Source organism: Pseudanabaena sp. CCNP1317, assembly GCF_034931345.1.
In the GTDB taxonomy this organism is placed as follows: Bacteria; Cyanobacteriota; Cyanobacteriia; order Pseudanabaenales; family Pseudanabaenaceae; genus Pseudanabaena; species Pseudanabaena galeata.
Genome location: NZ_JAYGIF010000161.1, coordinates 1 through 20,228, shown reverse-complemented (window position 1 = coordinate 20,228; position 20,228 = coordinate 1). Strand labels below are relative to the sequence as shown.

Annotated in this window: 22 protein-coding genes, 1 tRNA gene, 1 pseudogene and 1 other annotated feature; of the genes and pseudogenes, 7 read left to right on the top strand and 17 right to left on the bottom strand. The window is 43.3% G+C overall.

The annotated features are described in order from the left end of the window. The first annotated feature begins 53 nt into the window (after positions 1-53). Positions 54-653 carry a Uma2 family endonuclease gene (locus VB775_RS25355; RefSeq protein WP_281007317.1) on the top strand — a complete coding sequence of 200 codons (600 nt, stop codon included), beginning with the start codon at positions 54-56 and terminating at the stop codon, positions 651-653. Here VB775_RS25355 and VB775_RS25350 read toward each other — a convergent pair. Beyond that, on the bottom strand, positions 650-1,783 hold the full coding sequence (locus VB775_RS25350) for an esterase-like activity of phytase family protein (protein ID WP_281007316.1): 1,134 nt from the start codon (positions 1,781-1,783) through the stop codon (positions 650-652). The genes VB775_RS25355 and VB775_RS25350 overlap by 4 nt on opposite strands. Positions 1,784-2,071: 288 nt before the next feature. Next, positions 2,072-3,562 (bottom strand): phosphoglucomutase/phosphomannomutase family protein, encoded by a 1,491-nt coding sequence (locus VB775_RS25345; protein WP_281007315.1) that lies wholly within the window; start codon positions 3,560-3,562, stop codon positions 2,072-2,074. 485 nt (positions 3,563-4,047) lie between these two features. On the opposite strand from VB775_RS25345, the gene VB775_RS25340 reads away from it, so the two are divergent. Genes VB775_RS25340 through VB775_RS25325 form a run of 4 tightly spaced genes read left to right on the top strand, consistent with a single transcriptional unit; the run spans position 4,048 to position 7,109 of the window. Beyond that, positions 4,048-4,824 carry an RsmE family RNA methyltransferase gene (locus tag VB775_RS25340; RefSeq protein WP_281007314.1) on the top strand — a complete coding sequence of 259 codons (777 nt, stop codon included), beginning with the start codon at positions 4,048-4,050 and terminating at the stop codon, positions 4,822-4,824. Further along, on the top strand, positions 4,821-5,258 hold the full coding sequence (locus VB775_RS25335; protein WP_281007313.1) for a secondary thiamine-phosphate synthase enzyme YjbQ: 438 nt from the start codon (positions 4,821-4,823) through the stop codon (positions 5,256-5,258). The genes VB775_RS25340 and VB775_RS25335 overlap by 4 nt, the downstream gene beginning before the upstream one ends. Next, positions 5,259-6,602: a gluconeogenesis factor YvcK family protein gene (locus VB775_RS25330; protein WP_281007312.1), complete on the top strand. Its 1,344-nt coding sequence runs from the start codon at positions 5,259-5,261 to the stop codon at positions 6,600-6,602. A gap of 51 nt (positions 6,603-6,653) precedes the next feature. After that, positions 6,654-7,109, top strand: coding sequence for an ATP-binding protein (locus VB775_RS25325; protein WP_281007311.1), 456 nt, complete (start codon positions 6,654-6,656; stop codon positions 7,107-7,109). A gap of 398 nt (positions 7,110-7,507) precedes the next feature. Here VB775_RS25325 and VB775_RS25320 read toward each other — a convergent pair whose 3' ends face one another. The 15 genes and pseudogenes from VB775_RS25320 to VB775_RS25250 all read right to left on the bottom strand — a co-directional run bounded on the left by VB775_RS25320 (position 7,508) and on the right by VB775_RS25250 (position 18,946). Next, positions 7,508-7,702 carry a hypothetical protein gene (locus VB775_RS25320; protein ID WP_281007310.1) on the bottom strand — a complete coding sequence of 65 codons (195 nt, stop codon included), beginning with the start codon at positions 7,700-7,702 and terminating at the stop codon, positions 7,508-7,510. Between the two features lie 46 nt (positions 7,703-7,748). After that, a complete protein-coding gene (locus VB775_RS25315; RefSeq protein WP_281007309.1) occupies positions 7,749-9,680 on the bottom strand; it encodes a transglycosylase domain-containing protein in 1,932 nt (643 codons plus the stop codon). A gap of 106 nt (positions 9,681-9,786) precedes the next feature. Next, positions 9,787-10,059 (bottom strand): annotated as a pseudogene (gene hisE, locus VB775_RS25310) (phosphoribosyl-ATP diphosphatase); the annotation flags it as partial. A 69-nt stretch (positions 10,060-10,128) separates the two neighbouring features. Continuing rightward, positions 10,129-10,332: a type II toxin-antitoxin system HicA family toxin gene (locus VB775_RS25305; protein WP_407072941.1), complete on the bottom strand. Its 204-nt coding sequence runs from the start codon at positions 10,330-10,332 to the stop codon at positions 10,129-10,131. Further along, positions 10,329-10,532, bottom strand: a complete 204-nt coding sequence (locus VB775_RS25300; RefSeq protein ID WP_094529784.1) for a type II toxin-antitoxin system HicB family antitoxin — start codon at positions 10,530-10,532, stop codon at positions 10,329-10,331. The genes VB775_RS25305 and VB775_RS25300 overlap by 4 nt, the downstream gene beginning before the upstream one ends. 134 nt (positions 10,533-10,666) lie before the next feature. After that, on the bottom strand, positions 10,667-11,059 hold the full coding sequence (gene rplL / locus VB775_RS25295; protein WP_190580358.1) for a 50S ribosomal protein L7/L12: 393 nt from the start codon (positions 11,057-11,059) through the stop codon (positions 10,667-10,669). A 129-nt stretch (positions 11,060-11,188) separates the two neighbouring features. Beyond that, positions 11,189-11,716 (bottom strand): 50S ribosomal protein L10, encoded by a 528-nt coding sequence (gene rplJ, locus VB775_RS25290; RefSeq protein ID WP_190580356.1) that lies wholly within the window; start codon positions 11,714-11,716, stop codon positions 11,189-11,191. Between the two features lie 76 nt (positions 11,717-11,792). Beyond that, positions 11,793-11,927: a sequence feature (ribosomal protein L10 leader region), on the bottom strand. A gap of 112 nt (positions 11,928-12,039) precedes the next feature. Continuing rightward, positions 12,040-12,753 carry a 50S ribosomal protein L1 gene (rplA, locus tag VB775_RS25285; RefSeq protein WP_281007306.1) on the bottom strand — a complete coding sequence of 238 codons (714 nt, stop codon included), beginning with the start codon at positions 12,751-12,753 and terminating at the stop codon, positions 12,040-12,042. 111 nt (positions 12,754-12,864) lie between these two features. Continuing rightward, entirely contained in the window at positions 12,865-13,290 is a 426-nt protein-coding gene (gene rplK / locus VB775_RS25280) for a 50S ribosomal protein L11 (protein ID WP_094529776.1), read from the bottom strand. A gap of 57 nt (positions 13,291-13,347) precedes the next feature. Continuing rightward, positions 13,348-13,995 carry a transcription termination/antitermination protein NusG gene (nusG, locus tag VB775_RS25275; RefSeq protein WP_407073010.1) on the bottom strand — a complete coding sequence of 216 codons (648 nt, stop codon included), beginning with the start codon at positions 13,993-13,995 and terminating at the stop codon, positions 13,348-13,350. Then, entirely contained in the window at positions 13,992-14,243 is a 252-nt protein-coding gene (gene secE, locus VB775_RS25270; RefSeq protein ID WP_281007305.1) for a preprotein translocase subunit SecE, read from the bottom strand. Before secE ends, nusG begins: the two co-directional genes overlap by 4 nt. Positions 14,244-14,346: 103 nt before the next feature. Further along, a tRNA-Trp gene (locus VB775_RS25265) sits at positions 14,347-14,419 on the bottom strand. Positions 14,420-14,516: 97 nt separating this feature from the next. Continuing rightward, positions 14,517-14,879 (bottom strand): 50S ribosomal protein L19, encoded by a 363-nt coding sequence (gene rplS / locus VB775_RS25260; protein ID WP_103668686.1) that lies wholly within the window; start codon positions 14,877-14,879, stop codon positions 14,517-14,519. Positions 14,880-15,181: 302 nt separating this feature from the next. Then, the gene (locus VB775_RS25255; protein WP_281007304.1) at positions 15,182-16,033 is read right to left on the bottom strand and encodes a tRNA (5-methylaminomethyl-2-thiouridine)(34)-methyltransferase MnmD; all 852 of its coding nucleotides are present in this window, start codon (positions 16,031-16,033) and stop codon (positions 15,182-15,184) included. 69 nt (positions 16,034-16,102) lie between these two features. Then, the gene (locus VB775_RS25250) at positions 16,103-18,946 is read right to left on the bottom strand and encodes a M16 family metallopeptidase (RefSeq protein WP_323217084.1); all 2,844 of its coding nucleotides are present in this window, start codon (positions 18,944-18,946) and stop codon (positions 16,103-16,105) included. Positions 18,947-19,155: 209 nt separating this feature from the next. Here VB775_RS25250 and VB775_RS25245 point away from each other — a divergent pair, with 209 nt between their 5' ends. Beyond that, entirely contained in the window at positions 19,156-19,539 is a 384-nt protein-coding gene (locus tag VB775_RS25245; RefSeq protein ID WP_281007302.1) for a resolvase, read from the top strand. Positions 19,540-19,680: 141 nt separating this feature from the next. Continuing rightward, complete coding sequence (locus VB775_RS25240) at positions 19,681-20,184, top strand: GNAT family N-acetyltransferase (protein ID WP_323217081.1); 504 nt, start codon at positions 19,681-19,683, stop codon at positions 20,182-20,184. Positions 20,185-20,228 lie beyond the last annotated feature (44 nt).

The following is a 20,228-nucleotide window of genomic DNA, read 5'->3' as shown; positions in this document are numbered from 1 at the left end:
ATATGTCGCAAAGCGCCACATCTCTTGTCCAGTTTAAATAAGGAGGCTAACAGATGACTAGTGTTGTTATAGAAAATTCTCAAGAAAAATCCATTCATAGCTCAGAGTCAATTCCTCAACTGACCCTAGAGCAATTTTTGAGCTTACCTGAAAACGATGAAAGTTACGAACTACTTGATGGAGAAGCAATTAAAAAAATGTCACCGAAATTTTTTCACTCCCGATTAACAAGTGCTTTTTGGTCTGAGTTATCAGGTTGGTCTCATGGGATTGGACAAGTATCGATTGAATGGTCAGTAATTCTAAAACGACGAGGTAAAGATTGGGTTCCTGTGCCTGATTTGCTATATGTATCTTATGATCGCCTTGCCGCAGATTGGCGTGAGGATACGCCATGTCCCGTATTGCCAGAGTTAGTGATTGAGATTGTATCGCCCGATCAAACTTTTAATCAGTTAGCACAGAAAGCGACGGATTATCTCAGTGCAGGAGTGGAAAGAGTATGGGTGGTATATCCACCAATGCGGAGTATTACAGTGTTTTTTGACGATCGCCCCCCTGAGACTTATCGAGGCGATCGCTTGTTAACGGATGAGTTGTTTCCTAATTTAGCAGTCACATCAGAGCAGTTCTTTATTAAAGCGGGTATTTAGCGGGCAGGGCTGGAATTACGATTTAGTCGAAATACTAGAAATTGAGTGACTTGAGTTTCGCTAAAGTTATCGTCACTTACCAATATCAGGCTTTGCGAACCATCGGCTAAACGAGGCCCCATGGTCATTCCTTCTAAATTATCTAATTTAATCCCCAGAGTTGCTAAATCTAAAACTAGCTTTTTGCGGATCGATCGCACATTGGGACTATTCCGAAAACTCTTAATCGCTGAAGTGTCATTTGCATCACCTGTAAAAATCTGCCAAATTTTAGCGCTCAATCCATTGCTTCCATTAGAGCGCTCAAGGGTGAGAAAGTGACCGCCGCGATCGAGGGATACGATGTCATTGACACCAATTTGAGTGACAGGTGGAGTCATTGCTTCTACGGGATAGCGGTGTTCAGCAACGATTAGCGGCGCGATATTACCAACAAGATAATGCAAAAATCGGCTTTCAGATGGCAGACTCTCATCGGTTTGAGTATCCTGAGCAAGAGCATTTTCGGTAATCGTAAAAACGCGATAGGGATCACCAATGGAGTCGCGAATTACGGTAAGTGCTTCAAATCCAAGATTGTCTTTTACGCCCTGTGGCTCTGGATTAGGAAGTTGATTTTTGTTAGAATTTGGTTCCTTTTTTGGCTCGAATAGATAGCGCTGAGGTATTGGTAAGCTTCTGAGCCATTTACCTGTCAATAGGTCAAACTCGTCGATAAAGGGAGGGATACTCTTGCTAGTTACACCTTCACTGGAAACGAGAACCGTGCGATCGCCTGTTAATGCAATTCCTTCGGGATCAACTTCACCCAAGGCATAGGTATTACCCATTTTATCTTTGAGGAAATCTACGCCAATTACTTCTACATTCTCAAGGTTGGATTGTTCTTTTTGAGGGCTAAATTTTAGCTTGAGCGCGTAAAATCTTGCAGGTGCAAATTCACTGCGATCATCAGAAACCGCATAGAAAACATCATCAATGCGATCATAAGTCAGTCCCGATAAGCCGCCCACGGGAGTATTCTCAAAATTTTGTTTTGGTAATTGATACTCATTGACGAAGTCCAGTGATACCTTCAGAAATGTGCGATCGCCTGCCATGACTGGTAAATGATCGATGCTAAAAAGCATCAAACACACGCAGCAAAAAACAATTAATAAATCTCCAAGTTTTTTCGACAAAAGAAAATAGCGGTACTTTGTGCTGCCATTCTCTGTTGATTTTTGATTTTGTTTTAGCATGATGAAATTTACATTTATTGATAGCTGCATGTTATACCAAAACACAAAATGGCTACGCCATTTTGTGTTTTGAGAACACTTACTTAGATCGTTTTTTAATTCATAAAAGTGTTGCCATACTTTCATGAATTGGTGTTAATGCTGCAAAAAAGCAAGGGCATCAAATAGCCCTTGCTTTTAGTTGAATTGCTCAGCCCAATTGGAAATCCAGTTGAGGGTTTTATGCACAAGTTCAGGGGTAGAAGCTTCGCAATAAAGCCTTAGTAATGGTTCTGTTCCACTAAAACGAATTAATAGCCAACTTCCATCGGCTAAACGGAACTTAAAGCCATCGGGAGCCTTAGCATCTATTACTTTGCGCCCAGCAATTTCAGTCAATGAAAATTGCTGAAGAGTAGATACTAATTTCTCACGCGCCGCCATACCTGAGAGCTTCTTATCAATGCGATCGTAATGAGAAACAAAATTAGTCTGCTTTTGGAGATCACTGTAGAGAATACTCAAATCCTTTCCAGATTCAGCGATCGCCTCTAGCACATATAAAGCCGACAATAAAGCATCACGTTCAGGAATATGATTGCCATAGCCGATACCACCCGACTCTTCGCCTCCCAATAGACAAGGAATCCCCGAAAGCATTCTTTCAGCAATGTACTTGTATCCAACAGGAGTTTCATAAACTGGCAAATCGAAGAGAGTCGCCACTTTAGGCATCAGATCAGAACCACTAATGGTTTTAATCAGTTCACCTTTAAAGCCGCGATTTTTGGCAAGATGTTCCAATAGAATGGGAATGAGAATTTGCGAACTTAAGAAATTGCCTTCACTATCAGTTGCAGCGATGCGATCGGCATCACCATCAAACACAAATCCCACTAAAGTTTTTTCTGGATGATCGTGGTGATAGGTTTTGACTTGACGGAATAGCTCAGCAATATAGCGAGGGAGCGGCTCAGGCGCTCCACCACCAAAGAGCGGGTCAGTCTCGCTGTTGATTTCAATTAAATTGGCTTGGGTTGCAGATGGCAAGTCTAAAATTCTTGCTAAACCTCCTGCGGCTGCTCCATGCATTACGTCTGCGAATACGGTCAACTTTCCCACTGCGATCGCCTGCTTGATCGCTTCAATATTTACTTTACCCCGCAAAGCCTCACAATAACTTGCCCATGCGTCAAAGGTTTCGATTTTGCCTACTCTTTTGTCAAGATGAGGACTTTCATAGACAAAATCACCACGCTCTAAAATTTCCTCAACTTTGACGGTCACATCTGGGGATACTGAGCCACCGAATGCACCTTTGATTTTTAAGCCCGAATAGTTGGCAGGGTTATGGCTAGCTGTAATTACCAAAGCTCCCAAAGCTTTGCGATCGTAGGCAGCCCAACTAAACGCAGGTGTCGGGGCAAAGTCATCGGCAAGTAAGACATCAAAACCGATCGCAGCCACGGCTTCGGCAGTATGTTTGGCAAAAGCATCAGACATGAAGCGGCGATCGTATCCCACAATAATTGTGTTACTACCTGATGCACCAAAGGTTTCACGGAGAATATGAGCAGCGATCGGGGCAACTGCGGCTAAGCGCTCAAAGGTAAAGTCATCGGCAATGATGCCTCTCCAACCGTCAGTTCCAAAGCGTATGGGGGGATGCAATGTGAATTTGCCGTGCATAAGCCTTTTAAAAATTCTTTTAGGTTAAAGTTTATCGTGAATTATCCTCTAGTAAAGCAAACTCGACATTATGAAGGTTTTCATTTTGCTGTAAGCAAAATGAAAACTCAAAACCTTGCATTTCTCATTGTGTAGCGATGCAATTTTTACTCAGGATATAAAACCAAAAAGATTAATGGCGGCGCTTCACGCTGCCATTAATCTTTTTGGTTTTGAGCAGTTTTTGGGAAAGCTAGCCGACGGCTAACTTTCCCAAAAACCCCAAATAAAGGTGGCGGTGCTTTGCACTGCCACCTTTATTTGGGGTTTTATATCCTAAGCAAACCCTTTATTGCTATAAATTCTTGTATAGCTATAGCCATCTGTATCAGGGCAAATCAAAACCCAAATAGTGTGAGGCGGCGCGAAGCGCCGCCTCACACTATTTGGGTTTTATGTCCTAACAAGAATAGCGACAGCTATAATTCCAATAACTCGTCTAAGCTGTGATCAAAAAACGCCGACTGCAAAGATTAACTTTACAAGCGCACCAAGTCTTGTCAGCTTTACAAATAAATAGCCCGATCGCACTTACTACAGAGCAAAGACATTACCTATGCAATGTATTGCGATTAGAAACTGAATCCGAATTTATTGCCCTCGATCGCCAAGGTGGATGGTGGTTAGCCAAGCTATCCAGTGATCCCGATATTGCCGAAGTCATTGCCAAATTAGAAAATAATTCTGAGTTAGCCGCCCAGATCACTCTTGGTATCGCCATGCCTAAAGGCAGCAATATCGAGTCAGTAATTCGTCAAACTACGGAGCTAGGAGTGCGTCAAATTGTGCCGTTATTTAGCGATCGCACAATTCTCAAGTCAGGTACAGAAATTGGCAACCAAAAACGCGATCGCTGGCAACGCATCGCCGAGGAAGCAGCCGAGCTATCAATGCGTAATTATGTACCTGAAATTTATAGTCCCCAAACATTAACATCGTGGCTAGACGCTCTAGCAAACTCAACATTACCAACTTGGAAATATATATGTGTAACTAGTCCTAATGCCCCACATTTACTCACTAGTCTACAAAACTCCAATGGAGAAGAAAATTCTGAGATCATCGTTACCACAGGTTGCGAGGGTGGTTGGACTACTAGAGAAGAAGAAATGGCGATCGCAGCAGGATTTATCCCTGTATCCTTAGGCGATCGGGTTTTATCTGCCATCACAGCACCAGTGGTAGCATTATCCATAGTCGGCGCTTTTCTAGATACTCAATGAACACAAATACAGTCCAAACTATGGTGCAGCAAACGATCGCTTTGCGTACCAATGGCAAAAAGCTGCACAATATCACCCGCCAAGTGGATGCAGTTTTAGCTCAATCAGGGATAAAGATGGGGTTGTGCAACGTGTTTTTACGTCACACATCCGCGAGTCTCATCATTCAAGAAAATGCCGATCCAGATGTATTGGCTGATCTAGAAACATTTTTTACAAAACTGATTCCCGAAGATGCTAGCCAATATCGCCATATCTCTGAAGGAGTTGATGATATGCCATCGCATATTCGCAGCACCCTTACCAAAACCTCAGAAACGATCCCGATCGCTAATGGTAAACTTGCCCTCGGCACTTGGCAAGGAATCTTTGTCTGGGAACATCGCAACTTGGGTCATACCCGCGAAGTGCTGGTACATATTACAGGATGCTAAATGAAGCCCTCAAAAAAGCCACCAGCAAATCGATATCGTCCAGCCCTAAAAAGAAGAAAGTGGCTGAGAGGGTTTCAGTGGTTTTTACCAGGATTATTTGTGAAGCGATGGCTACTAGTTAGCATCGTCGGTATTGTGTTAATCGTGTTAGGGGTTGCCATCTCCGCAAGGCTAACTCCGATCTTATATTTGTCACGCTTGATTGGTAATGCGATCGACACCTTGGTATCGATCTTGCCCCGCAACATGAGTGGACCGATCGCCCTTTTATTCGGGCTAGGGCTATTGTGGCTAGGACAAAAACGCGCTCTTGGATCGATCACCCAAGTTTTGATGCCCAATCAAGACAAAGAACTATTAGAATTGCTAGTCTCCCATCGCAAGCTCAACCGTGGACCGAAAATTGTCACTGTGGGTGGTGGTACGGGCTTATCCAACCTATTACGTGGACTGAAGCAATATAGTGCCAACATTACGGCGATCGTCACCGTTGCCGATGATGGTGGCTCCTCTGGACGTTTACGCCGTGAGTATGGAGTCTTACCTCCAGGCGATATTCGTAACTGTCTCGCAGCTCTCGCTGATGAGGAAAAACTAGTCACAGAATTATTTCAATACCGTTTTCAAACAGGAGAAGGATTAACTGGTCATAGCTTTGGCAATTTATTTCTCACCGCCATGAGTGAAGTCACAGGCGATCTCGAAAAAGCGATCGCAGCTAGTTCACAGGTATTAGCTGTACGGGGGCGCGTTTTACCAGCAACCCTTGAACATATGGTGCTATGGGCTGAATTTGAAGATGGACGATATATTGAGGGGGAGTCCAATATTCCCCTAGCCAAAGGTAAAATCAAACATATTGGTTGTAAGCCAGATAATCCGCAGGGTTTGCCCCAAGCCATTGAGGATATCAACGAAGCAGACCTGATTGTGATTGGACCTGGCAGCTTATATACCAGTATCATTCCTAACCTACTCGTACCTGAAATACTCCAAGCATTAATTGATCGCAATGTGCCATCGATCTATCTTTGTAATATCATGAGTCAGGTAGGTGAAACGGACGGCTATGCCGTATCTGATTATGTAAGAGTTTTAGATGAGTTAGCGGGTGTACGATTGTTTGATGTGGTTTTAGTTCAAAAGCATCCACCTTCAGAGCGATCGCTACAACACTATGCTTCTTCTGGATCGCATTTTACATATCTAGACCGTGATAGCCTTGCTGTAATGGGCTGCCCTATTTTAGTCGCTAACATTATGCGAGAGAAAGACAATGGCACTGTATGTCATGACTCAGAGAAACTTGCAGGTGTCTTAATGCGTTGGTATAACCGTCAGTAATTGAACTTAAACTTAAAAATAATAGATTCTTGAAATTCAGATAAATTATCAGTGTTAGAGCGTTACCATATTCAAGTTAACAGTGATATTTATGCTCTTGCTCAATTGCAAGAGTGGTTTCAGCAATTTCAAAATCTGTTGCCAAAATCAACTTGGATGCAGTGTAATCTCGTTTTAGTAGAAGTATTTACCAATGTGGTTTCCTATGCCCATGAGGGATTGCCTGAAGAAACGCCCATAGATATTGAGATCATCCTTGACAAGGATCAGTATTTCCTAGAAATGAAGATTTGGGACTTTGGCGAACCATTTGATCTACAGGCAGAAATTGAACGAGCTGCGATAGAGTCTCAGAAAAGCAAAGATTTTGAAAGTATTGATGATATTCCCACGGGGGGGCGAGGATTAATGATTGCCAAGACTGTTGCTGACGAAATTAGATATGAGACATCGCCTGACGGCCGTAATTGCTTTGTCATGACTAAGAGTTATGTAAAGCTTGTTTAGCACAAAGATAATAGGATGCGGCATTTTGCTCCGCATTCTATTATCTTTGTGCTTTATACCCAAACCCAAAAGATGAGAGGCGGCGCTACGCCTCGCCTCTCATCTTTTGGGTTTTAAGTCCTAAGTAAACGTGAGTTCGATATAGCCATTTGAGGCGTGCTTCGCACGCCTCAAATGGCGAAAAATAGTAAGAATCGCTTAGCAATTCTTACCATTTTTCGCTTTTGTCGAACTGACGTTAAGTAACCTCAGTTCGGGTTGATTTCAAACTAGCTCCTAGAGAGGGTTCGAGCTGCGAACCCTCTCTAGGAACCACAACAGTAAAAGCCTCGCTTTGCGAGGCTTTTACTGTTGTGGCTTTTAAAATTTTGTAGTTTATCCCGAACTCACGTTAATAATTAGCGCTTAAGCCACAAAACAAAGGCAAATAAACAAATCGGCAGGGTAATCAAAGATATCGCGATCGCATTCATCACATCTTCTGTTAAATTATTCGCCAGAAAGCTCCAAGTGGGCGCAACATATTTAATTACAGCCGAGGCGATCGCAGAATAAACAAATAATCGCAAAATGAATAAAATTTGTTGCCACATAATTTCCTAATATTTTGCAAAAAGTATTCATTTGCAATACTTTTTGCTAGTTTTTCTTTTTAGTACTTTCTTTTTCTTGGATTTCACTTGGCACAGGGAACTGCTCAATTGGCTGTCCAGCTAAAGCCCTTTCCATAAACTTGCGCCAAATTGGGGCCACAAACACACCACCCGTCACACCATTTGCCATTGGCGAATAATCATCATTACCAATCCAAATGGCAACGGATAGCTGAGGAACATAGCCCACAAACCAAGCGTCTCGAAAGTCTGAAGTTGTACCTGTCTTGCCTGCTACAGGTCGCCCGTCACTCATTTGGGCTTCTGTGGCTGTGCCATTAGTAACAACTCCACGCATAGCATCGGTCAAATAAGAAACCGCAACAGGATCAAGAATTAACTCAGGTTTGGGTGTATTATCTAGCACCAAATTACCATTGCGATCGGTCACACGGGCTATTAGCGTCGTTTTTGATTTATAGCCACCACTGGCAAATACCGCATAGGCTCCAGCCACTTCCATGGGCGTAACGTCTGCTGCACCAAGGGGCAAAGACACAACGGGCAGAATCGGACTATTGATCCCCAGTTTTCGACAAAGCGCCACTACATTTTCATTCCCAAATTCTAGCCCTAACCTAATTGCAGGAATATTTCGAGAAACGGCGATCGCTTGACGAATGCTCATTGCTCCTGAAAATTTATTGTCATAGTTGCGAGGAATATAAGGCTCATCACCATCGGGAATTGACATAGGACTATCATCAATCGTTGAATCAGGAGTGTAGCTACCTGAAGCAAAGGCAAGATAGTAAACAAAAGGTTTAAACGAAGAACCTAACTGTCTTCTAGCCAGTACAGCGCGGTTAAACTGGTTTTTATCAAATTCACCAACTCCACCCACTAGAGCCTTTACAAATCCCGTGCGTGGATCGACAGCTACCAAAGACAATTGATCGGCATAGGCTCCACGATCAATTAAATCTCGATGACCTTCTGCGGCCACCTCTTCAGCAATGCGTTGTAACTTTAAGTCAATTGTCGTCTGCACACGTAATCCACCTTGCAGAACCACATCACGACCAAATTTCTCTTCTAGTTCGGCTGTAACCGCTTGAGATACATAGGGAACACGGCTTGCTTCGTAGGAAATCCCTTGCTTGCGAATTGTAATTTTTTGCGCCTTGGCAGCTTTGACTTCAGCAGAGGTAGCCCATCCTAACTCTAGAAGACGATCTAGCACCAATCCCTGACGTTTTTTGGATTCAGCATAGTTATCCACAGGGTTGAAAACTGAAGGCGCTTGAATCGTACCCGCTAATATAGCAGCCTCCCCCAAAGTTAAGTCAGCAGCAGATTTACCAAAATAATTCTGAGAAGCGGTTTCTGCACCATTAGTATTTTTTCCCCAGAATACTTGGTTGAGATACATCTCAAGGATTTGCTCCTTGGTAAATACTTGCTCAACCCGCATTGCTAAAACTGCTTCAGCAACTTTACGGTTCAGGCTACGTTCATTAGATAGAAATAAGTTTTTAACCAATTGCTGCGTTAATGTTGAGCCACCTTCAACGGTTCCACCTGCGTTAAAGTTAGCTAAAATAGCGCGTCCAATACCACTGGGATCAATACCCTTGTGGGTATAGAAGTACGCATCTTCCATCGCCAAAACTGATCGCTTAAGATGCGGCGAGATGCGATCGAGGGTAACAACTTCACGGTTGACATCACCATGCAAACGGGCAATTAGTCCACCGTTAATGTCATATATATAGGTGGTTTCGACAGGGACATAACCTTTAAGGACTCTCACATCGGGCAGATCACGAAAACTAAGAGCCAATCCCACTAACCCGCCTGCCACTGCTGCACCACCAACCATGATAAGACCCAGCAAAGTGCCACCAACAGCTTTAAGAGTGCCTTTTAAAATACTGCCTGTCAGAGACTGAGAACGCTCTACACTATTCGATGCCACAGCTATCTACCCTTTGATCAATTCATAGGTAATCTTACTGCATTAATTAAGTATTGCGTACTAAAAACTTAAGGTTGTGATTGGCATAACCTTAAGTTTTTGACTTTTAGCGTCGTTGAGCGAGTTTGTCGTATACCAATTGCAGATCAACATGGTGATGCGCCATCGCCACTAAGGTGTGGTAGAACAAATCAGCGACTTCTGAGGCGATCGCATCGGGATCATCATCTTTACAAGCCATCACCACTTCGGCAGACTCTTCGCCAATTTTTTTTAAAATTTTGTTGTCGCCACCTGCAAATAGTTTGCAGGTATAAGAACTTTCTTGCGGATTCTCGCGGCGATCAACAATCACCGCAAATAATTCTGAAAGGGGATCATTCATATTGAGTAGTTATTTATTTGGCAGTAAGTGTAATGTCTAATGCTATGGTGATTTCCACTCTTCCTATGGGATCATTGCCGTAACCACAATATTTCTCAGCGTGCCAATGGGTAGATCTCGTCCTTGATGGTAAGGGAGTATGACTTGAAGGTCTCCATCTGAACTACACCATTTGCGGTGACTTACTTTCTGAGAAACCAGTACAAAACCATACTTGCGTAATATGCGCTCCACTGCATCAGCGTTCATCCTACGCATTCTGATCATCCTACAACTACCTCACGGATAACCGCGTTAGGGAGCAGTTCAATAGGATCGGGCTGTAAATAAAGCTCTATAGCTTCACAAATATTTCGCAAAGCGTCTTCTTGAGTAACACCAGCAGATACACATCCAGATAACTCTGGACACCAAACTGACCAGTCATTTGTCTCTGGATCGGGTTCTAGTACAACTCGCCATTTCATATTTTTGTAGCAAATGTATTTTTGACTACTATAACAAAGCATACTCAAAAAAGAAAAGAAAGGAGTATCAATTAGATTTACCCCTTCCTTTTCCACATTTATTTAGCGTTTAGAACTAAGTAGTTACTGGGTAATTACTTGATGGAAACCTTACCACCAGCTTCTTCGATTTGCTTCTTAGCAGCTTCAGCATCAGCCTTAGCCATAGCTTCCTTAACTGTCTTAGGAGCAGACTCAACTAAATCCTTAGCATCTTTTAGACCTAGTCCAGTGATTTCGCGAACGATCTTCAGAACAGCAATCTTCTTGTCAGCAGGAACTTCATCAAGTACCAAGTCAAAAGCAGTCTTTTCTTCAACTTCTTCAGCAGCAGCGCCAGCAGCACCAGGAGCAGCCATCATCATGCCTCCAACAGGAGCAGCAGCCGAAACGCCGAAGGTTTCTTCGATCGCTTTGACCAATTCAGAAGCTTCAAGAAGGCTCAAAGACTTTAGTTCTTCAATAATGCTGTCGATTTTTGCAGACATAGTTTTTCTCTTTAGATTAATTAGATTAGATTTTAGGTTTGGTTGCTTGAGGCTGCTAGCGATTAGCTATTAGCCTTTAGCTTTTATAGAGATTGAGCTAATAGCTAAACGCTAATAGCCAATCGATTCTTAAGCAGCTTCCTTTTCGGAAACAGCTTTGATAGCTCTGCCCAGAGATTGAGGAACCTCTTTGATGCCGATCGCGATCTTGGCGGTAACCGCATTGATTGCACCAGCAATTTGCGCGATGAGTACTTCCTTAGAAGGTAGATCGGCGATCGCCTGCAAGTCCTTTGCAGTCAAAGCGCGACCTTCTAAGACACCGCCACGAAGTTCGGTTTTCTTAGATTCCTTTTGGAAAGCTTGGTAAGCCTTAACAGCACCACCAATATCGTCTTTGACAAATAAACATGCCGAAGGACCAGTTAAAAAGCCTTCGAGAGACTTCCATTCGGGTACATCAGAGATTGCTTGCTTGAGCAAAGTGTTTTTGGTGGTTCTGCACACCGTACCCGTAGGACGGAGTGAACGGCGGAGCTTGGTAATCTCAGCTACTGACAAAGTTGAGTAGTCAATTACCATGACCATCTGAGTTCCTTCAAACTCTTTGGTCATTTCGCCGACTAAAAATTTCTTTTGGTCTAGGGTCTTACCCATATGGTTTTCACCTCCTTGTATTTGGAACCAATTTCAACGATTTGACTCGCTATTAAATTGGCTGTATGTATCTTTAAAAGTCATTAAAAAAGCCTCGTCTTTTCGCAGACCGAGGCTAAAAAAGTATTCTCTCAAGAATCTTTTTTTAAACACCTCGGCAGGAAATTAAGCAATCAGCACCTGCTGTCTATGGAGATATTCAGTTGTCGAAATTTCTTTCTAGGCTTATTACAACTATTAGACTTGGCTTTTAATGATTCCTAGAGATTCTCACTGCTTGGCGCTAAGGAATCTCTAGGATAATGACTTTAGAAAGGCTTTATTTATGCTTCTGCAAGTTTGAGGTCGCGTAATGCAGCAACATCAACTTCGATCGCAGGTCCCATCGTTGCAGACACATAGATTGATCTCCAGTATCTACCCTTTGCGCCAGAGGGACGATTACGATCAATCGTTTCTTGCAAAGCTTTAAGGTTAGTTAGCAAGTCTTCAGCAGGGAAAGCAGCTTTACCAAACTGAATGTGAACAATTCCAGTACGATCAGCACGGAATTCTAGCTTACCAGCTTTGAACTCATTAATTGCACCACCCAAATCGGTAGTTACCGTACCACCTTTAGGCGAAGGCATCAATCCTCTTGGACCAAGCAATTTACCAAGTTTAGCCACTTGGGGCATCATGTCAGGTGTGGAAATCAGCAAATCAAAATCCATTCTTCCCTTACTGATTTCATCAATTAGTTCCTCAGAACCAGCGATGTCTGCACCTGCGGCGGTTGCTTCAGCAACTTTTTCACCACGAGCAATAACTGCCACGCGAATTGTTTGACCTGTACCCTTAGGTAAAGTCACCGTTGTCCGCAATTGTTGATCGGCGTACTTCGGATCGATACCTAGTCTGACGTGCGCTTCTACCGACTCAGGAAACTTAGCGGTTGCAGTTACCTTAACTAGTTCTAACGCATCAATTGGCGCATAAGGACGGGTCTCAACTTTGCTGAGAGCTTCCTTAAGTCGCTTTGAGATTTTCTTTGCCATGATTACTCCTACGGGGTGCGATCGGAAAACTTAATTCCCTCCCCCAACTAAAATTTTTATTGAAACGTATTGATCTTGCTTGTTGATCTTGAAAACTTGCAAGGCGAAGAACTAAGCGCTAATCGTAACGCCCATATTCTTTGCTGTGCCTTCAATGATCTTCATTGCTGCATCGATATCATTTGCATTGATATCAGGCATTTTGGTTTCCGCAATTTGGCGAAGTTGATCTTTGGTAATCGAACCTACTTTTTTACGGTTAGGCTCTGCCGAACCAGAGGAAATACCAGCCGCTTTTTGAATTAAAACTGATGCTGGTGGTGTTTTGAGAACGAAGGTAAAGCTTCGGTCTTCATAAACAGATATTTCTACAGGAATGACCATACCTGCTTGATCAGCAGTACGGGCATTGTATTCCTTACAAAACATCATGATGTTGACACCATGCTGACCTAGAGCGGGACCAACTGGTGGAGTTGGACTAGCCTTACCAGCATTAAGTGCTAACTTGATAATTGCTGTAACTTTCTTAGCCATTGATTTTAGCCGTTAATTTTAGCCGTTTAAGAAACTACAAACCTGCGTTTGAGTGAATTAGTTTTGCTTTTGAACCTGATTGAATTCTAGTTCTACAGGAGTGTCTCTACCAAAGATGGAAAGAAGGGCTTTAAGTTTGCTACGTTCTGGGCTAACTTCCACCACTTCACCTTCAAAGTCTTTGAAGGGTCCATTAAGCACTTTGATTTTGTCGCCTTGAGCCATATTAATTTTGAGAACTGGCTCTTGTTCGACGGTGACACGGAAGATTCTTTCGACTTCTTTTTCGGTTAAAGGACGAGGTTTAACATGTCCACGACCACGACCGTAATGACGTTTTTGTTCTGTACCAACGAAGTTAATTACATGGGGGGTGCTTTTGACAGCCAACCATGCATCATCATCAACTTCTAGCTGTCCGATCTCATTTCTGACAGTTTTGATTTGAATTAGAACATATCCAGGGAAAATCTTTTCCTCAGAGGTTGCTCGACTGCCATCCTTTCTCAGTTTGACGGTCGGTGTCTGCGGGATTTCAATCTGCTTGATCCTATCTTCGACATCAAGAGTTTTGATGCGTTGCTCTAGGCTCGACTTAACCTTTTTTTCGCAGCCTGAAGCAATTTGGACGGCGTACCAGTTAAATAGTACGTCTTCATCTTCGTGGCTACTAGATGAGTGGTCGATGTCCTCGGTAAACATTATTGAAACACCTGCAATGCGATCGCCTTAAACAAAGCATCAATTAGATAAACAAAGGTTGCTACCGCAACGATCATCAAAAGAACCGATGCAGATTCACTAATCAGTTGTTGGCGAGTGGGCCAAACAATCTTACCGAATTCGGCTTTGGATTCCACAAAAAGTTTGGCAACTCCAGTTGGTTCAGACTGTACATCTGCTCCAGCTTTCGGTGCTTCTTTTGGTTGCTCTTTTAGTTCGTTTTTCGTCATAGCGGCAACTCTTGAGATCCCTTTGCAATCTTGATAAATGCGATGTGTTTAAGTAAAGTCTTGAACAAACTTAAATAGTTTCGATCTTGTGAAATTGGTGAAGCGCGCCCTGAGGGACTCGAACCCCCGACATCAGGTTTTGGAGACCTGCGTTCTACCAACTGAACTAAGGACGCACGTAGTGAAAACACGATTTCGATACGCAACCAGTTATATCTGTATCAATTGCTATAAAAAAATAGTGTTTGATACTTAGTATAACCATAGATGACTCTATAGTGGGCGATCAAATCGTTGTTTAAGACGAGTTGCTTTACCAACTAGATCACGTAAGTAGTAGAGCTTAGCACGACGGACTTTACCACGACGAATCACTTTGATACTTTCAATTTGGGGAGAATGTAGCAAGAAGGCTCGCTCAACTCCAATCCCTTGAAATACCCGACGGACGGTAATAACAGTATTAACACTGGAACCACGTCTCGCAATGATCACGCCTTCGTATGGCTGAGTACGTTCTTTGCCGCCCTCTTTAATCCTAACTCCAACCTTGACAGTATCTCCTACATAAATTGTTGGGAGATCTGTTTTGATATATTCCGCTTCAATTGAGCGGATGATTTCAGAAGCGTTCATGAGGAATGCCAAAAAAGTCGCGATCATCTATGTTAGAGCATGAATGATCTAATGTCTATAATTTTTGCAAAAAAGTTTAGATATAGCTTGAAGCGCTATAGCAAAAAAAGAGTTAGCTAGTACAAACCAAAACCCAAGAATCGAGTGGCGGCGCGAAGCGCCGCCACTCGATTCTTGGGTTTTATGCCCTAAGCAAAACTTGCTTTGCTATATATCTAAACTTTTTTCTTTATGAGATTAAATGATTTGTGAGAGTGAGCCTTTTAGGCTCATTCTCACAAATCATTTAGGATTGCTTATGTCTAAACTTTTTTGCGGAGGCTAGAACTTGGAGGAAGTTTGCTGTTTTTTTGTTCGGCTTGACGGCTAGCAATTATTTCGGCGGCTGTACTTTGTAAGGTGCGATCGCGGTAGGGAATCGCCGCACGAGTTTTTAAAAAAGCGGCTTCGGTGTCGGAAATAGGTGGTAAGGGTATAGGTGAAAAAGCGGCGATCGTGCTGGGGGATTTGCGTCCAACTGGTGTGATCGCCCCTATTTCTAGTCCTGCCAACAGCATGGCGGTACGGACGGCGGCGGATGAGGAGTAAGTAACCAGATAGCCGTCAGGTTTGAGGCAGTTGACTAAAAGTTGGATAAACTCGACTGTCCAGAGTTGGGGACAGTGAAGCGGTGAGAAGGGATCGAGAAAGATTGCATCAGCCCATTGAGTTGGAACTTGGCTAATTGTTTGCCTTGCATCACCAATTAATAGTTGTAAAGATAAATTTTCGGTAACTACGGATTGAGTTTCAGCAGCAGTTTTTAAGATTTGCGTGATCGCAGGTTGCCAAATACTGACTAATCCTGCGGCGATCGCTTTTTGGGGGACTTCGAGGTTGTTTTCGAGAGCAATGATATGGAGATTTGCACTGCGATCAGGTAATTCGGAGACACAGGCGATCGCAGCAGCGCTATTGTAGCCTAAGCCATAGCAAACATCGAGGATGTTGAGTTGAGTTTGGATTCTGGCTTTTTCGGCAATTTTGGCAGGTATGACAAATTTAGCTTCGGCTTCGTGTTTTGCACCGTGGGAGCTATGAAATGTTTCTTGAAATGTGTCTGACCAAAAAGTAACTGAGCCGTCTTCAGTAGGGAAAAGGGAAAGCTTGTCCATAGCGATCATGATTCGTGGATTTGATACCAAGGCTCAAAATGGTGAAGCCCATTTTGAGCCTTGGTATGACTATTTTTCAGCTTTAGGAACTACCGAGACAATCAAAAGATTATCGGGTTGTAATAATTCCTTAGCCGCACGATTGACCTGATCAAAAGTAACCGACTGAATACGCTGAGGGAACTTATAGAAATCGCCGACTGGTAAGCCGTAGATTTCATCACTGAGCAGAGAACTTGCCACACTGTCAGGGTCTGCAAACTCAGTACTAAAGCTATTAAGCAAGCTCTTTTTTGCCACATCAAATTCAGCTTGAGTGATACCTTTATCGCGAACATCTCTGAGCAAAGCCACCGTGGCTGCGATCGCCTTTTCTGTATCCTTACCACTGGTTTGCATCTGCACCATAAATGCTCCCTGTGGTGGTCTACCCGCTTGGAAATAGCTGTAAATGCCATAGGTCAAACCAAGGCGATCGCGAATTTCTGTACCAAGACGACTAGCTAAGGTATCACCACCGACAACCTGATTCAGCAAGAGCGCTGGGTAATACTGAGGATCGAAGCGGGAAATACTCGGATGACCGATGATGGTTACCGCCTGAGTTTTACCTGCTAGAGTCGCTTGCTTTTCATTAGTACGCTCAAGATTTGGAACTTTTGGGTATTGGAAATTTGGCGCTTTACCTGTAGCTTGCCATTTACCCAATTTTTCTTCGAGTAAGGCTTTCACCTCCGCAGGGTCGAAGTCACCCATGAGCGTGAGAATCGTATTGTCAGGTCGATAGTAGGTCTTGTAGAACTTAGCTAAATCTTCACGGGTTAAAGACTTGAGCGTTTCTTCCGTTCGCATCGCCTGAAATGGATGTCCCTTAGGATAGAGCGTTGATTGAAAAATCCGACGCACTAAAGAGTTGGGGTTATCCATCTCTGACTTATAGGCGAGGAGATTACGCTGAAGATTGAGTTCAAATTCCTTAGCTGGAAAATTTGCATTTTGGAGCAAGTCAGCTAATTGATCGATCACAATTGGCAAATCCTTGGACAGTGATATGCCAGAGATACCCACACTTTCGCGACCAGCCGAAAATCCTAAACTGGCTCCACGATTTTCTAACCGTGAAGCTAGGGTTAATGCATCTTTAGTTGTTGTGCCGTTGGTGATATTTTGAGCCGTAAGCCCTGCTAAACCAGCTTTCTCAACTGAGTCAAAACCTGCTCCTGCATTGATTTCACCCACTAAAGTTACAGATGGAGTACTGCGATCGCTTAATAACAGAACTTTCAACCCATTAGATAAAGTGAACTTATCAGGATTTACCTCAGGGGGAATTGCAGCCTTAGCAACTAAAGCACTCTCAGGTAAGTACTTGGCAACTTCAGCAGGATCAACGGGAGAACTAGGTTGAAATGCATTTGAAGAGTGAGCATTGCTAGGCGTAGTCCCTGCCCCAGCCGTAATCACCGATGGCTCAAAATATCCGACCACTCGGCGATCGCGTTGTAAATATTGCTTGGCTACACGCCGAACATCCGCACTTGTGACTTTATCGATTGCACTCAAATAGCGATCGCTATAGCGATAATCCTTAGCTACGGTTTGGTTATAACCGATTTGAATAGCCTGTGAATTCACATCCCGATTGCCGAGAATGTAGCTTGCGCGCATACTGGTTTTCGCCCGCTCCAGTTCTTCGGCTGTAATCGGCTGCGTTTGCAGCTTGTCAACTTCAGCTAGTAGCAGGCGATCGAGTTCTTCGAGGGATTTACCTGCGGTCGGAGTCGCACCCATAAAATACCAACCCGTGCCAATCATCGCCGAACCACTACCACTAGCACTACTGGCTAAGCCTGTCTCCACCAAAGCTTGATAGAGTCGAGAGCTTCTACCCAATGTCAAAATGCTGTCCATCACATCGATCGCCGCCACATCTGGATCATTGATTTTAGGCAAGTTCGGATAGACTGCTTGCAAAAATGGCACACTACCAGGTTCTTTGAGACGAATTGGCTCCTGCGCTGATTTCGGCTCTGGTGGTTTAGGTTTACTTTGTTGGGCTTCAGGGGTAATTAAAACTTTAGGTTTTGGGGGAGCGGCGATCTCACCATAGATTTCACGTACCTTTTTGAGTGTGTCTGCGGTGTTGAAATTGCCAACAATTACCAGCGTGGCATTGTCAGGACGGTAAAAAGTACGGTAATAATTTTGGATATCCTCAACCGTATAGTTCTCAACATCAGGACGATAGCCAATCACGGGCCAACCGTAAGAACTCTCTGGATATGCGGCTAACATCACCTGTCGATAAAGCCTTGTGCCTGGGTTATTGTTTCCGCCATCTAGTTCCGATAAAACGACAGTACGTTCACTTTTGAGCTCATTTTCACCAGCGACAGTATTAACCATGCGATCGGCTTCCAGTCTGAGCATTGCATCCAGCTTATCGCTGCCTGTTGTCCCAAAATAAGCCGTCATATCATAGCTAGTAAAAGCATTAGAGTTACTACCTAATGCACTAAACAATCGTCCAAACTGGATCGGACGCTCCTTGGTTCCTTTAAATAGCAAATGTTCCAGTTGATGGGAAATACCTGTGATTCCCGTTTTTTCATTTTGAGAACCAACGCGATACCATACTTGGACAGTGACCACTGGAGCTGTATTTACTTCTTTGGTTAAAACCGTCAAGCCATTATCCAAAACAGTTTTAACGACATTACCCGTTAGCAAATCAGGCGATTGACTAGAGGGTTTACTAGAGGATGTAGCGGTTTTGGCAACTAGATCAGGCTGAGCAGCATAGGCTTGATTACCTGACAATTGCCACCAAGATGATTGCCAAGATAGGGGCAAGTTACTGAGCATCACTACAGCGATCGCTGTAGCTAGGCCTCGACTCAAAAAAGAGAGCATAAAATTACGCTTCACCGAAATCTCCACGAAATACTGCTTTTATTATAAGTAGTTGTCCAAAATACATTACCAACTAAAGTTACGCTCCTGTGGGGCGCGGTTTTAAATTGGGGATTGGTAATTGGTGATGGGTAATTGATAATTGGTAATTGGGGATTGGTTTACCCATCACCCATCACCCATCACCCATCACCCATTACCCAATTCATATGAATCCTGCGTATTCCCACGCTGAACTAAAATCCGATCATAACTACGAGCTAATGGATGTAGAAGCAATCCAAAAAGCATTAGGGCGATCGCGTGCTTCTATATATCGCTATGCCAATACCGATCCAGCCCAAGGTTTACTGAACTTACCTTACGATCCAAACAGGCTAAATCCTGAACTCCGCCAAAGCGATCGCGAACCTTTGTTATTTCACCCCACTGAGGTGTCAAGATTTGCGAAGGATGTCCTGAAAATGAAACAAGTGACAATTCAGGTGCAAGAGTCTACTCAAAATGAGACTAATCGATTATTACGAGAAATTTTGCAAGAACTGCGATCGCTTAATCAAGCAATTAGTTCTATCCGTAATCCCCAGCCATAAATCATGTTATGAAATGGACAAATATGCGCTGCTAATACCACAACACACAATGGCTATGCCATGTTGTGGTATTAACCAAAATGGCGAAGTCAATGGGGAGAATTTGTCGGCAACCTGTTTCTTAATTGCAGCACCTTAACTATGCTAGATCTGCCTGAACAATTTTTAACACTGCAAACACCACGGCTTATCTTGCGAAAATTGGCGATTACTGATGCTGATGATATTTTTGCCTATGCCAGTGATCCGCAAGTAACCACTTACACTGCATGGGCAACGCATCGGTCGATTAATGAAACCTATGAATATTTGAACAACTTTGTCTTTCAGATGTATCGTTCTGGAAAGGGAATGAATTGGGGAATAGTGATGAAAAAGAATGGCAAATTAATTGGAACTTGTAGTTTGCATACCACATCTGTCCATCGACGTGCTGAACTGGGATATGTGCTATCCAGAAATTATTGGGGTAAGGGATTAATGACTGAGGCAGCAAAATCGGCGATCGCCTTTGGCTTTCATGTTATGCATTTGCAAAGGATACAAGCCATTTGCGATGTAAATAAACGTCAGTTCGACAGAGTAGACAAAAGCAAAAGAAAAGCTGAGACTAGGTTTGACAAACTAAAAGCCTCAGCAATATGAACAGTATCGTATCGCACTTGGATATCACGCGAATCTTCTGTGAA